General features: G+C 60.3%; 13 protein-coding genes. 7 read left to right on the forward strand and 6 right to left on the reverse strand.

The features are described from left to right. Positions 1-76: 76 nt before the first annotated feature. From J3P75_RS02630 to J3P75_RS02645, 4 genes are all read right to left on the reverse strand, one after another. Entirely contained in the window at positions 77-493 is a 417-nt protein-coding gene (locus tag J3P75_RS02630; RefSeq protein ID WP_434709239.1) for a DUF3010 family protein, read from the reverse strand. Positions 494-521: 28 nt separating this feature from the next. After that, the gene (locus tag J3P75_RS02635; RefSeq protein ID WP_042606630.1) at positions 522-845 is read right to left on the reverse strand and encodes a helix-turn-helix domain-containing protein; all 324 of its coding nucleotides are present in this window, start codon (positions 843-845) and stop codon (positions 522-524) included. Beyond that, positions 829-1083 carry a type II toxin-antitoxin system RelE family toxin gene (locus J3P75_RS02640; RefSeq protein WP_434709240.1) on the reverse strand — a complete coding sequence of 85 codons (255 nt, stop codon included), beginning with the start codon at positions 1081-1083 and terminating at the stop codon, positions 829-831. The genes J3P75_RS02635 and J3P75_RS02640 overlap by 17 nt, the downstream gene beginning before the upstream one ends. 190 nt (positions 1084-1273) lie before the next feature. Beyond that, entirely contained in the window at positions 1274-1675 is a 402-nt protein-coding gene (locus tag J3P75_RS02645) for a lysozyme inhibitor LprI family protein (protein WP_434709242.1), read from the reverse strand. Between the two features lie 231 nt (positions 1676-1906). On the opposite strand from J3P75_RS02645, the gene J3P75_RS02650 reads away from it, so the two are divergent. The 6 genes from J3P75_RS02650 (at position 1907) to J3P75_RS02675 (ending at position 9698) form a co-directional block, all read left to right on the forward strand. Continuing rightward, entirely contained in the window at positions 1907-2884 is a 978-nt protein-coding gene (locus J3P75_RS02650) for a dipeptidase (RefSeq protein ID WP_434709243.1), read from the forward strand. Between the two features lie 105 nt (positions 2885-2989). Further along, on the forward strand, positions 2990-3520 hold the full coding sequence (locus J3P75_RS02655) for a DUF5943 domain-containing protein (RefSeq protein ID WP_005792152.1): 531 nt from the start codon (positions 2990-2992) through the stop codon (positions 3518-3520). A gap of 15 nt (positions 3521-3535) precedes the next feature. Beyond that, the gene (gene dgcA, locus J3P75_RS02660; protein WP_394504016.1) at positions 3536-5596 is read left to right on the forward strand and encodes a dimethylglycine demethylation protein DgcA; all 2061 of its coding nucleotides are present in this window, start codon (positions 3536-3538) and stop codon (positions 5594-5596) included. A gap of 152 nt (positions 5597-5748) precedes the next feature. Beyond that, positions 5749-7698 carry a dimethylglycine demethylation protein DgcB gene (dgcB, locus tag J3P75_RS02665; RefSeq protein WP_434709244.1) on the forward strand — a complete coding sequence of 650 codons (1950 nt, stop codon included), beginning with the start codon at positions 5749-5751 and terminating at the stop codon, positions 7696-7698. Further along, positions 7698-8918 carry an electron transfer flavoprotein subunit alpha/FixB family protein gene (locus tag J3P75_RS02670; protein WP_434709245.1) on the forward strand — a complete coding sequence of 407 codons (1221 nt, stop codon included), beginning with the start codon at positions 7698-7700 and terminating at the stop codon, positions 8916-8918. Before dgcB ends, J3P75_RS02670 begins: the two co-directional genes overlap by 1 nt. A gap of 9 nt (positions 8919-8927) precedes the next feature. Then, on the forward strand, positions 8928-9698 hold the full coding sequence (locus J3P75_RS02675) for an electron transfer flavoprotein subunit beta (RefSeq protein ID WP_434709246.1): 771 nt from the start codon (positions 8928-8930) through the stop codon (positions 9696-9698). 930 nt (positions 9699-10628) lie between these two features. Here the strand turns inward: J3P75_RS02675 and gbcA are convergent. Continuing rightward, complete coding sequence (gene gbcA, locus J3P75_RS02680) at positions 10629-11924, reverse strand: glycine-betaine demethylase subunit GbcA (protein ID WP_016772823.1); 1296 nt, start codon at positions 11922-11924, stop codon at positions 10629-10631. Between the two features lie 296 nt (positions 11925-12220). Here gbcA and gbcB point away from each other — a divergent pair, with 296 nt between their 5' ends. Further along, positions 12221-13321: a glycine-betaine demethylase subunit GbcB gene (gbcB, locus tag J3P75_RS02685; RefSeq protein WP_208939476.1), complete on the forward strand. Its 1101-nt coding sequence runs from the start codon at positions 12221-12223 to the stop codon at positions 13319-13321. A 79-nt stretch (positions 13322-13400) separates the two neighbouring features. Here gbcB and J3P75_RS02690 read toward each other — a convergent pair whose 3' ends face one another. Then, entirely contained in the window at positions 13401-13934 is a 534-nt protein-coding gene (locus J3P75_RS02690) for an REP-associated tyrosine transposase (protein WP_434709247.1), read from the reverse strand. Positions 13935-14083 lie beyond the last annotated feature (149 nt).

A 14083-nucleotide genomic window follows, 5' to 3' on the forward strand; every position in this document is an offset into this window, starting at 1 on the left:
CGGTCTATCGGCTGACATGTGCGGGGACTGACCCACCGCTATCGCGAGCAGGCTCACTCCTACAATTTGATCGGCATTACCGCTTCACCAACGCCGAGCACGCGGCTTTGTAAGCCTCATGCTGATACTTGTTCAACGTCCCCGGCAGTTCGAAATTGTGCTTCTTGGCCTGCGCATTGATCGTCTGCGGCGACAGCAGCGTCACCGCACAACCCTCCAGCAACTGCAAAATCCCTTCAATCTTGAACGTCGTCGGCCCACCGGCAAATTCGCCTTTCTTGCTGCGCTTCTTGATCGCAATCCGGTCCACCGAGTTCTCCCGCACAAACGACGCCACCTGCGCCGCGAACAGCTTCACGTTGGCCGCTTCGTCATCGTCATCGAGGGCGATCTTCTTGGTGGCAAGAGGAATGTGGCTCAAGGACGAACCGTCGAGAGCGGCTACGGCGATGATCGCTTCGCTGCCTTTGATTTCGATGCCGCAGATGTTCATGTGAATTCCTTTGAATGAAGAGGGCAGCCTACAGTTCGAGCTGACTGGCTGTGATACCGAACGCGGCGGCAATTTTCTCGCGGGTGGCCTTGCGTGGCTTGGCGACTGTTTCCTGTTGAGCAAATGCCGGTTGCGAAATACCCATGCGCTTCGCCACCTCTTCCTGAGTCAGATTGAGATGTTCGCGCCAGGCGCGGATGGGTGTTGCCCCGTCAACGATCCGGCTGACAACCTCATGGGGAATCAGATCGGGCTGTATTTTCTGCGCGACATATTGAGCGTAGGGGATAACCACGAACGCAGGGTTACCCTCGGCGTCATTGATTATTTGAACGTCAGTAGGTGCGTTCATCACGTTTTTTGACCTCTTGAATACTGACCACTTTAATTTCGCCATCCCAGTCGAACATGACTCGATAATTGCCGACACGCAGCCGGTAAGCGTAATCATGACCAACCAATGATTTTACGTTGCCAACATCGGGCATGTCGGCGAGCGCCGTCACGGCGTCGCGAACCTTCCCTTGGTGCACGGAATGCAATTTCAAAAGCTGCTTAACAGCTTTGCGAGTCCAGTGGATGCTGTTCATAGAAGAATATAAGTCTTTTATAAGATTCGCGAATCTTTACTTATATTTTTCCAATGACCAATAAACAAGGCGTGTCGGGTGTTGCGCGGTCGCGTCACTCTTGGCTATCAAAGCGAAGCGTGACGGCCCGATCACAATGGTGAGGAAGGAGTTCGGTCGATAAGCCCGCGGTAGCCTTCTAAAAATCCGATCACTCCTGCCCGATCGACTCCAAAAACTCTGACCGTTCATCACTCATCCGCGCCACACAATCATTCTGCGCAATGGTGAACGCCTTGCTGCCTGCGGTCGCCGGGAACGCTTCCACTGCGCAATCCGCATCGCGGGTTTTCAGCCACTGCTGCTGAGCGGTCTTCAACTTGGCGGTGATGTCGGCCAGTTGCGTCGGGTTCTTGCCGTACGCCGTCTGCAGGCGTTCGTTGAGGCTGGCGTAGTTGTCCTTGAGCAGGTCTTCGGCGGTGCTGCGGCTGTAAGCGGAGCATTCCAGGGTCTGGATGTCGTTTTCTACTGCGTCGCACGGGTTGTTCTCGGATTCTTCGGCGGCGTGGGCGCCGGTCGCAATCAGTGCCAGGGCGAGGAAGATCGATTTCATTGGGGTCGCTCTAATCCGTTGGTATGTGCAGGCTGCGGCAGATTCTGGCGCAAGCGCGCGGGCTTGAACAGGTAGCTGATCGGAGCGGCGCACGACCCTTTGTCGCGGATTGACGCTTTCGGCAATTCCCCTGTCGTTTTTGCACCCGGTCGCCCCGACACCTAGGCATATGCTGGCCCCAAAGCGCCGGCAGACGATTCGGCGCATGAATCGCCAACAAGGGGACGCCTGATGAGCCCAGCCGAATTACACGCCGACAGCATCGTTATCGACGGTCTGATCATTGCCAAATGGAACCGCGAGCTGTTCGAAGACATGCGCAAGGGCGGTCTGACGGCGGCCAACTGCACTGTGTCGGTGTGGGAAGGCTTTCAGGCGACCGTGAACAACATTGCCGCCAGCCAGAAGCTGATCCGCGAGAACAGCGACCTGGTGATGCCAGTGCGCACCACCGCCGACATCCGTCGTGCCAAGGAACAGGGCAAGACCGGCATTCTCTTCGGCTTCCAGAATGCCCACGCCTTCGAAGACCAGATCGGCTATGTCGAGGTGTTCAAGCAGCTCGGCGTCGGTATCGTGCAGATGTGCTACAACACCCAGAACCTGGTCGGCACCGGTTGCTACGAGCGTGACGGCGGGCTGTCGGGCTTCGGTCGCGAAATCGTCGCCGAGATGAACCGCGTCGGCGTCATGTGCGACCTGTCCCACGTCGGTTCCAAGACCTCCGAGGAAGTCATCCTCGAATCGACAAAACCGGTGTGCTACTCGCACTGCCTGCCGTCAGGGCTCAAAGAGCACCCGCGCAACAAGTCCGATGCAGAGCTGAAGTTCATCGCTGACCACGGCGGTTTCGTCGGCGTGACGATGTTTGCGCCGTTCCTCGCCAAGGGCATTGATTCGACCATCGACGACTATGCCGAAGCGATCGAATACACCATGAACATCGTCGGCGAAGACGCGATCGGCATCGGCACCGATTTCACTCAAGGCCACGGCCAGGACTTCTTCGAATACCTGACCCACGACAAGGGCTATGCCCGCCGCCTGACCAGCTTCGGCAAGATCATCAACCCGCTGGGCATCCGCACCGTCGGCGAATTCCCCAACCTCACCGAAACCCTGCTCAAGCGCGGCCATTCCGAACGCGTGGTGCGCAAGATCATGGGCGAGAACTGGGTGAGCGTCCTCAAGGACGTCTGGGGCGAGTAACGCTTTCTCGAGACCGCCGCCGATCTGCCCCCTCTCCTGAGGGAGAGGGCTGGGGTGAGGGCCGCGGCCAACACTGAACCATCATTTTTCTGGAGTTAAGTTTCCATGGCCAAGATCGCCCCGCAATTGCCTATCGAAGTCGACAGCGAGACCGGTGTCTGGACGTCCGACGCCCTGCCGATGCTCTATGTGCCACGGCACTTTTTCGTCAATAACCACATGGGCATCGAAGAAGTATTGGGCGCTGACGCCTACGCCGAGATCCTCTACAAGGCCGGCTACAAGTCCGCCTGGCACTGGTGCGAAAAAGAAGCCGAATGCCACGGTCTGGAAGGCGTTGCGGTGTTCGAGCACTACATGAAACGCCTGTCGCAACGCGGCTGGGGCCTGTTCAAAATCCAGGACATCGACCTCGACAAAGGCACCGCCAGCGTCAAGCTCGAGCACTCGGCGTTTGTCTACGTCTACGGCAAGGTCGGACGCAAGGTCGATTACATGTTCACCGGCTGGTTTGCCGGCGCCATGGACCAGATCCTCGAAGCGCGTGGCAGCAAGATTCGCACTGTGGCCGAACAAGTCTACGGAGGCTCCGAAGAGGGCCACGATGACGGCCTGTTCACCGTCAAGCCGTTGTAAGCCGAGGACCGTGAAATGGCTTTCGAAGCAATGTTCCAGCCGATCCAGATCGGCAAACTGACCATCCGCAACCGCGTGCTCAGCACCGCGCACGCCGAGGTCTACGCGACTGACGGTGGCATGACCACCGACCGCTACGTCAAATACTACGAAGAGAAAGCCAAGGGCGGTATCGGCCTGGCCATCTGCGGCGGTTCGTCCGTCGTGGCGATCGACAGCCCGCAGGAATGGTGGAGCTCGGTCAACCTGTCCACCGACCGGATCATTCCGCACTTCCAGAATCTGGCCGACGCCATGCACAAGCATGGCGCCAAGATCATGATCCAGATTACCCACATGGGCCGCCGCTCGCGCTGGGACGGTTTCAACTGGCCGACGTTGATGTCGCCGTCGGGCATCCGTGAACCGGTGCACCGCGCCACCTGCAAGACCATCGAGCCGGAAGAAATCTGGCGGGTGATCGGCAATTACGCCCAGGCCGCGCGCCGGGCCAAGGCCGGTGGTCTGGACGGTGTCGAGCTGTCGGCCGTGCACCAGCACATGATCGACCAGTTCTGGAGCCCGCGCGTCAACAAGCGCACCGATGAGTGGGGCGGCAGCTTCGAAGGGCGAATGAAGTTCGGCCTGGAGGTACTGAAAGCCGTACGCGCCGAGGTCGGTGACGACTTCTGTGTGGGCATGCGCCTGTGCGGTGACGAGTTCCACCCGGACGGCTTGTCCCACGAGGACATGAAGCAGATCGCCAAGTATTACGATGACACCGGCATGCTCGACTTCATCGGCGTGGTTGGCTCGGGTTGCGACACCCACAACACCCTGGCCAACGTCATTCCGAACATGAGTTATCCACCGGAGCCGTTCCTGCACCTGGCTGCCGGGATCAAGGAAGTGGTCAAGGTGCCGGTGCTGCACGCGCAGAACATCAAGGACCCGAACCAGGCCACGCGGATCCTTGAGGGCGGTTACGTCGACATGGTCGGCATGACCCGCGCGCACATCGCCGACCCGCACCTGATCGCCAAGATCAAGATGGGCCAGATCGACCAGATCAAGCAGTGCGTCGGTGCCAACTATTGCATCGACCGCCAGTATCAAGGTCTGGACGTGCTGTGCATCCAGAACGCCGCGACTTCCCGTGAGTACATGGGCGTGCCGCACATCATCGAGAAATCCACCGGGCCGAAACGCAAAGTGGTGATCGTCGGTGCCGGCCCGGCCGGGATGGAAGCCGCACGCGTGGCCGCCGAGCGTGGCCATGATGTGACCCTGTTCGAGAAGAAGGAATTCATCGGCGGGCAGATCACTACCGCGTCGAAAGCGCCGCAGCGCGACCAGATCGCCGGCATCACCCGCTGGTTCCAACTGGAGCTGGCGCGCTTGAAAGTCGATCTGCGCCTGGGCACGGCGGCGGATGCCGACACCATCATGGACCTGCGTCCGGACGTGGTGGTGCTGGCAGTCGGCGGGCATCCGTACCTGGAGCAGAACGAGCACTGGGGCGCCGCCGAAGGGCTGGTGGTCAGCAGCTGGGACGTGCTCGACGGCAAGGTCGCGCCGGGCAAGAACGTGCTGGTGTACGACACGATTTGCGAGTTCACCGGCATGTCGGTCGCCGACTTCCTCGCCGACAAGGGCAGCCAGGTCGAGATCGTCACCGATGACATCAAACCGGGCGTGGCCATTGGCGGTACGTCGTTCCCGACCTACTACCGCAGCATGTACCCGAAAGAAGTGATCATGACCGGCGACATGATGCTGGAGAAGGTCTACCGCGAAGGCGACAAGCTGGTGGCGGTGCTGGAGAACGAATACACCGGCGCGAAAGAGGAGCGAGTGGTCGATCAGGTGGTCGTCGAAAATGGCGTGCGCCCGGACGAGGAAATCTACTACGCCCTCAAGGACGGCTCACGCAACAAGGGCCAGATCGACGTCGAAGCGCTGTTCGCCATCCAGCCGCAGCCTTCGTTGAGCGAAGCGGGTGACGGCTACTTGCTGTTCCGCATCGGCGACTGCGTGGCGCAGCGTAATACCCACGCCGCGATCTATGACGCACTCAGACTGTGTAAAGACTTTTAAGGCTTGCACATAACCCTGTGGGAGCGAGCCTGCTCGCGAATGCAATCTGCTAGTTGACGCTGATGTCGACTGACCCAGCGCTTTCGCGAGCAGGCTCGCTCCCACAGTAAAGCGGATCGTGTTTCTCCAGGCTGTCTGGTGGGAGCTTCACCATGTTGAACACCCTTCTTCCAATCCTGTTGTTCGCAGCCCTGGGCCTTGCGCTCCTCGGCGCGCTGCGGCGGATGAACATGTGGCGTCGTGGCCGGGCGTCGAAGGTCGATCTGCTCGGCGGTCTGCTGGCCATGCCCAAGCGCTACATGGTCGACCTGCACCACGTCGTGGCACGGGACAAATACATCGCCAACACCCACGTTGCCACGGCGGGCGGTGCCGTGGCGTCGATTGTGCTGGCGATTCTGGTGCACGGTTTCGGCCTGCATAACCGCATCCTCGGCTACGCCTTGCTGCTCATGTCGGCGGTGATGTTCATCGGCGCGATCTTCATGTACCTGCGTCGGCGCAACCCGCCAGCGCGTCTGTCGAAAGGCCCGTGGATGCGCCTGCCGAAAAGCCTGCTGGCGTTTTCCGCGTCGTTCTTTCTGGTGACCTTGCCGGTGGCGGGGATCCTGCCGGAGAACTTCGGCGGTTGGGTGCTCGCGGCCATTCTCGGTGTTGGCGTGCTGTGGGGCGTGTCGGAACTGTTCTTCGGCATGACCTGGGGCGGGCCAATGAAACATGCCTTCGCCGGCGCGCTGCACCTGGCCTGGCACCGTCGCCCGGAACGTTTTGGCGGTGGTCGCTCGACCGGTTTGAAAGCGTTGGACCTGAGCAATCCAGACGCACCGCTGGGCGTGGAAAAACCCAAGGATTTCACCTGGAACCAGTTGCTCGGTTTCGACGCCTGCGTGCAGTGCGGCAAATGTGAAGCCGCGTGCCCGGCGTTCGCCGCCGGCCAGCCGCTGAACCCGAAAAAACTCATTCAGGACATGGTCGTCGGTCTCGCCGGTGGCACTGACGCGAAGTTCGCCGGCAGTCCGTACCCTGGCAAACCAGTGGGCGAACACGGCGGCAATCCGCATCAACCGATCGTCAACGGTCTGGTCGATGCCGAAACCCTGTGGTCGTGCACCACCTGTCGCGCCTGCGTCGAGGAATGCCCGATGATGATCGAGCACGTCGATGCGATCGTCGACATGCGCCGCCACCTGACCCTGGAAAAAGGTGCGACGCCGAACAAGGGCGCCGAAGTCCTCGAAAACCTCATCGCCACCGACAACCCCGGCGGTTTTGCACCGGGCGGGCGGATGAACTGGGCAGCGGACCTGAACCTCAATCTGCTCAGCGAGAAGAAATCCACCGACGTGCTGTTCTGGGTCGGCGACGGCGCTTTCGACATGCGCAATCAGCGCACCTTGCGCGCCTTCGTCAAAGTGTTGAAAGCGGCGAAAATCGACTTCGCCGTGCTTGGCCTCGAAGAACGCGACAGCGGCGACGTGGCGCGGCGGCTCGGTGACGAAGCGACCTTCCAGTTGCTCGCCAAGCGCAATATCCAGACCCTGGGCAAATACAGCTTCAACCGCATCGTCACCTGCGATCCGCACAGTTTCCATGTGCTGAAAAACGAGTACGGCGCGTTCGACGGCCATTATCTGGTGCAGCACCACAGCACCTACATGGCCGAGATCATCCAGGCTGGCGCACTCAACCTCGGCCAGCACAAAGGCAACAGCGTGACCTATCACGACCCGTGCTACCTGGGCCGCTACAACGGCGAATACGAAGCACCGCGCGAAGTGCTGCGTGCGCTCGGCATCGAAGTCAAAGAAATGCAGCGTTCCGGTTTCCGTTCGCGCTGCTGTGGCGGTGGCGGCGGCGCGCCGATCACCGACATTCCGGGCAAGCAGCGCATCCCCGACATGCGCATGGACGACATCCGCGAGACCGGCGCCGAACTGGTGGCCGTGGGTTGTCCACAGTGCACGGCGATGCTCGAAGGCGTGGTCGAACCGCGTCCGCTGATCAAGGACATTGCCGAACTGGTCGCCGACGCGCTGCTCGAGGACGCCGCGCCGAGCAAACCGGCGGCACCGGCCAAACGTGAACCTGCGGAGGTGCATTGATGAGCGACATTATCCGCCGCGACCCGCGCGCCGAATGGATCGCGCGCAACCGTCTGCATCCGCTGCACGCGGCGATGCAACCGGCGCAACACAGCTGGATGGGGCCGAATGGCGTTATCCGCAAGAATCTGCACGGCATCGGTTTCATCGGCCCCAACGGCATCAAACGCATTGACCGCAGTGGCGCGCAGCAGGGCGGGGCGGTCAAGCGTTCGGCCGCGGTTGAAGTGCAATTGCCGTTGCATCAGGTGCCAACGCCGGCGTTCTACATCTGCGTGGTGCCGGACATGGTCGGTGGCCGCTTGAGCAGCCACGACCGCGATCTGCTGGGCCTCGCTCATCAACTGGCGGGCACGGACGGCGCGGTGTTGGCGGTGGTGTTTGGCGAGCACAAGGAAAGCGCTTTCGCCACGGCGGGTGTTGATCGCTTGCTGGTGCTCGAAGGCGACGAGTTCAGCGGTTATGCACCGGAACAACGGGTGCAAGGCCTGCGGGCTGTGGATAACCAGTTCAACCCGCGTCACTGGCTGCTGCCGGACAGCCGCAGCGGTGGTGGCGAACTCGGCCGACGCTTTGCGGCAGCACTGGGCGAACGCCCGGCAACGCGGGTCTGGCAGGTCAAGGATCAAGAGTGTATCGGCCGCGCCGGCGCCGGGCTGCAGGACTTGGCCCGTCCGGTAGCGCGGTTGATTCTGGCGGCGGCCGAATGCGCCGAGCCGGTCAGCGAAACCCGTCATGAAGCGTTGCCGGCGGAGTTATCCACAAGCGTGGCGCGCAGCCTGTCGCGGATCGAAGATCTCGGTGCGGTAGCGGTGGACCCGGGCGCGATTCCGATGGCCGAAGCCGAATTCATTTTCTCGGGTGGCAACGGCGTGAAGGACTGGGCGCTGTTCCACGAAACAGCCGCTGCACTCGGCGCCACCGAGGGCGCGTCGCGGGTCGCCGTGGACGATGGTTTCATGGCCCGTGATCGCCAGGTCGGCGCGTCCGGCACCTGGGTCACCGCGCGGGTGTATGTCGCCGTGGGTATTTCCGGGGCGATCCAGCACCTGCAAGGCATTGGCGCCTGCGACAAGGTGGTGGCGATCAACCTCGATCCGGGCTGCGACATGATCAAGCGTGCCGACCTTTCGGTGATCGGCGAAAGCGCAGAGATTCTGCAAGCGTTGATCGAAGCGGTCGCGGCTTACCGCAACGACGCCAAGCGCGATGCGGCTTAAGGAAACCCTATGAACACGAACGTTATCAGTCTGGTCTCGATTGGCGCCCATCCAACCTCCGGCCGGCCACGGCGCGCCGAACAGGACGCCCGCGCGGTCGAGCTGGGCTTGCGACTGGCTGGGGATAACCTGCAAGTGCTGCACGCCGGCGATATCGCCGAACCGGCCCTGCGCGCCTATCTGGGCATGGGCCTTGAGCAGATGCACGTGCTGGAACAACCGGCAGGCGCCGATGCGCTGCCGGCGCTGACCGCGTACCTGCGTGAGGCAGGCGCGCAAGTGGTATTGACCGGCAGCCAGGCGGAAACCGGCGAAGGTTCGGGGATGTTGCCGTTTCTGCTCGCCGAAGGGCTGGGCTGGCCACTGGTGGTCGGGCTGGCGCAGGTCGAGTCGATCAATGACGGCTCGGCACTGGTGCTGCAAGCATTGCCGCGCGGGCAGCGGCGACGCTTGAAGGTCAAGCTGCCGTTTCTGGCGACTGTGGATAATGCCGCGCCGAAGCCTCGGCAAAGTGCTTACGGACCGGCGCGACGGGGCGAGTTACAGGCTGATGAAGTCGAGGTGGTGGACGACCAGCTTCTGGCCGTCGCCACGCTGCAACCGGCCAAGCTAAGGCCCAAGCGCTTGAAAGTGATCAAGGCCAAGAGCGGGGCTGACCGGATGAAGGCCGCCACGGCGAAAGCCAGTGGTGGCGGTGGGCAAGTTCTGAAAGGTGTGACTGCGCAGGCGGGTGCAGAAGCCATTCTCAAGTTGCTGATCGAAGAGGGTGTGGTGCGCTGAGAAGCCCCTCACCCTAGTCCTCTCCCAGGGGAGAGGGGACCGACCGCGGTGAATTGGCCAGATGCATCGACCTGCGCCGTCGCGGTGGCCCCGGTTTGGCCAAGTCTGTGACCGCCTCGATCGCTCTATTCGATGTACCTTTATGAGTCGACTCGGTCGGCTCCCTCTCCCTCCGGGAGAGGGCTGGGGTGAGGGTAGCGGTTTACCCACAATCCCTGTTGGCGATTCTGTGGATAACGTGTTCGCCCCTCCCTACATCCCGCGATAATCAAGCCTTCCAGCCCGATGATCAGAAAGTGATCAGTGTAACTTACGGATTTCCAGAGGTTTTTCTACAACACCCTGCGAAAACTTGCCCCCAATCTCTGTTGGCGCTTCTGTGGACAACGTGTTCGCTATCCGCTGAAAGCCTTATGGAACAAGGCTTACAAAGATGTGATCATATTTTGATCAAGTGAAGCCTTTCTGCGGTAAAAGTCCCATGGACGAGGTCTTTTCCCCAGCCTCGCGCGCTTTTCCACAGAACAAGCGAAGTTACCCCCGATCTCTGTTGGCGCTTCTGTGGATAACGTGTTCGCTACCCGCTACAGGCCTTTAAAAACGTGACCTGTAGAGATCTGGTTAAAAAGTGATCGGTTGTGTTCGGGAACACTGATTTTGAATAAGTCACGGTTTTTCTTTGCAAATCAGCGGGATATTTGATGGTTCATCCACAGTTACCCCCAATTGCTGTGGGTGGGTATGTGGATAACTTGTTTGCGGAAGGCTGGGGGGCTTGCTGGGTATGGCTGGCGGGGTGGTTGATCAGAAATTGTGCAATCAAGGCTTGGGATTGGGTGTATGTGAAATAGCTATCGCGAGCAGGCTCACTCCTACAGGGGAACGCATTCCAAACTGTAGGCGTGAGCCTGCTCGCGATGCTTTTGCTTTTTAACCCTGAACCGGTACACCTTTGAGATAAGGCGCTGGCTCAGCGCCGAGGTTGTTCAGCATCCGCTCGCTGTACCAGTCGACGAAGTTGACCACGCCAAACTCATAAGTCTTCGAGTAGGGCCCCGGCTGGTAGGCGGTGGAGTTGATCCCGCGCTGGTTCTCTTCTGCCAGGCGACGGTCCTGATCATTCGTCGCGTCCCATACCTGGCGCATACGCTCGACATCGTAATCGACGCCTTCAACGGCATCCTTGTGCACCAGCCATTTGGTGGTGACCATGGTTTCCTGAGCGCTGATCGGCCACACGGTGAAGACGATGATGTGGTCGCCCATGCAGTGGTTCCACGAATGCGGCAGGTGCAGGATGCGCATCGAGCCCAGATCCGGGTTCTTGATCCGCCCCATCAATTTCGCGCAGCCCTGCTTGCCATCGAGGGTCATCGACACGGTGCCTTTGAGCAGTGGCATGCGCACGATGCGGTTGCGCAGGCCGAAGCTGGCGTGGGCGTACGGAATCTTCTCCGCTTCCCAGGCAGCGGCGGAGGCAGCGACGTGGTCCTTGAACGCCTGGTCGGCGCGCGGGTCGGTGACGTCGTCCCATTCCAGCAGGGTTTTCAGCAGTTCCGGGTGCGACGCGTTGCAGTGGTAGCACTCGCGGTTGTTTTCCAGGACGAGTTTCCAGTTGGCCTTTTCCATCAAGGTGGTGGTGATCGCCACCTTGGTGTTCTCCATATCGTACGGTTCCATGTAATGGTTGAGCGTCGACAGGAAGTCATCAATAGCCGGCGGGTTTTCCGCCAGGCTGATGAAGATGTAGCCACCGGCAGTTTTCACGTTCACCGGTTTGAGACCGTACTGCTTCATGTCGAAGTCGGCGCCCATCTCGGTGCCGGCGAACAGCAGGCGGCCGTCCAGTTCGTACGTCCACTGGTGGTAATGGCAGACCAGTTTGGCGACCTTGCCTTTTTCACTGGTGCACAGGCGCGAGCCACGGTGGCGGCAGACGTTATGGAACGCGTGCACCACGCCTTCGGCGCCACGAATGACGATGATCGGGTTCTTGCCGACCTGCAGGGTCAGGTAGTTGCCCTTGGCCGGGATTTCGCAGGTCATGCCGGCGATCAACCACTCTTTCTGAAAGATCTCCTGCATGTCGATATCGAACAGGCGCTCGTCGCTGTAGAACGGCTGCGGCAGGGAGAAGGTCCGCTCGCGTTCCTGGAGCATTTGTGCGGTGGCCTTGCGTGCGGGTTCCAGCGGATCGCCCAGGCTGATTTTTGCGGTGACGTCCATCGATGTAATCCTCATGGCCCTCTGCGTGGCCGGCGAAAGTGGCTGATCAGGTGTGCTGCAAAACGGTTGCTACGCAAGGTGTAAAGAAGTCGTCTTGTGTTGGGGCGAGTGTGGGGCCGGCGCTGCCCCGAACCTTATCCATGGGCGACATGGTGCAATCTGTTCCCGACGCGCAAGCCCCGGTGGTTGGGGGCTGGTCGCGATAAGTATGTCAATGTCGCGGATAGGTAAACGGACGGTCCGCGCTATACGCAGAATCGCCGACATGAGGCCGACAGTCGGCCGTGGAGAACAGCATGTCCAACAGCTTCCTGAATCCAGTCACCACCCAGACCTGGGCCAATGGCCGACACATTGTCCGTTGCGTCAAAGTCATCCAGGAAACCTGGGATGTGCGCACGTTCTGCTTCATGGCCGACCAGCCCATCATGTTCTTTTTCAAGCCGGGGCAGTTCGTCACCCTGGAACTGGAAATCGAAGGCCAGCCGGTCATGCGCTCGTACACCATATCCAGCTCGCCGTCGGTGCCGTACAGCTTTTCGGTAACCATCAAACGCGTGCCAGGCGGCAAGGTTTCCAACTGGCTGCACGACACGCTGCATGAAGGACAAGAGCTTGCAGTGCATGGCCCGGTCGGGTTGTTCAATGCGATCGATTTCCCGAGCCCAAAAGTTCTGTATCTGAGCGGCGGCGTCGGTATCACGCCGTGCATGTCGATGGCGCGCTGGTTCTACGACACCAACGCCAATGTCGACATGACCTTTATCCACAGCGCGCGCTCGCCGAAGGACATCATCTATCACCGCGAGCTGGAACACATGGCGTCGCGGATCGACAACTTCAGCCTGCACCTGATCTGCGAGAAACATGGTCTCGGTGAGCCATGGGCCGGTTATCGCGGCTACCTCAACCACAAGATGCTTGAGCTGATGGTGCCGGACTTTCTCGAACGCGAAGTGTTCTGCTGCGGCCCGACGCCGTACATGACCGCGGTCAAGCGCTTGCTGGAAAACGCCGGCTACGACATGTCGCGTTATCACGAGGAATCCTTCGGCGCCACGCCACCGGAAGCGCGTGCCGACGCGGTGGAACAGGCCGAACAGGCAGCCGATGCGCCGGAAATCGACGCGGCGGATCTGCATCAAGTCGAATTCACCGCCTCCGGCAAGAGCATCCGCGTGGCACCGGGCGAAACCGTGCACGCGGCGGCGGCCAAGCTGGGCTTGATGATTCCGAAAGCCTGCGGCATGGGCATTTGCGGAACGTGCAAGGTGATGAAGCTCGGCGGCGAAGTGGAGATGGAGCACAACGGCGGGATAACCGAGGATGACGAGGCGGAGGGTTTCATCCTTTCTTGCTGCAGTGTGCCTAAAGGCGATGTGCGGATTGAGTTTTAATCGGCATCTCGCACGCACGACAGCTGATCGTTCCCACGCTCTGCGTGGGAATGCAGCCCGGGACGCTCCGCGTCCCATTTCAATACCAGCGCTGAACCTCGATCAGTCCCTCAGTTCCTGCGTAGTCCCTGGCACTCGAATACCGCCAATGCTCTGGTAAATCCACGTAACCGCGTTTCACCGGGTTGTTGTGGATGTATTCAAGTTTCTGGCGCATCACTGATTCGCTGTAGACCATCTCTGCGTGCGCGCCTTCTTGCCACAGTTGATAAACCCGATCCTGCTTATGCGCGCGTTTGCTGAAGCGCAGACGCTGCAGGGCTTTGTCGGCGCCTTTGGTTTGCAAGTCATTGATGATCTGTCGCGCGGTGAATGATTTGAACTGGCTGAGGCATTTGCTCAGATCGGGTGCTTGAGCGACGAAGTGCAGGTGGTTTTCCAGGATCACGTAGCCATACAGCTTCAAGTCGTGATGAGTTTGTTGATAGCGCCAGCAATGGAGCAGGTGCTCAACGATGTATGGGCGAATGAATAACGGCAACCATTCCATAACGGTACAGGTCAGGAAGTGCGGCTTGTCGGCTTCGGTAATCGTGTAGCGGCTGCGGCCCATGGGATTCGATCCTTGAATCTTGCGGTGCGAAGGAGATGGAACGCGGAGCGTCCCGAGAGGCGTTACCACGCGGAGCGTGGGAACGATCGGAGTGGGGCGTGCGGATTTATCGCGCTAGAGGAAGAAGTCACTGGTGTGCGTGGGAAACG

The sequence above is a fragment of the Pseudomonas sp. R1-1 genome, from assembly GCF_051132135.1.
In the GTDB taxonomy this organism is placed as follows: Bacteria; Pseudomonadota; Gammaproteobacteria; order Pseudomonadales; family Pseudomonadaceae; genus Aquipseudomonas.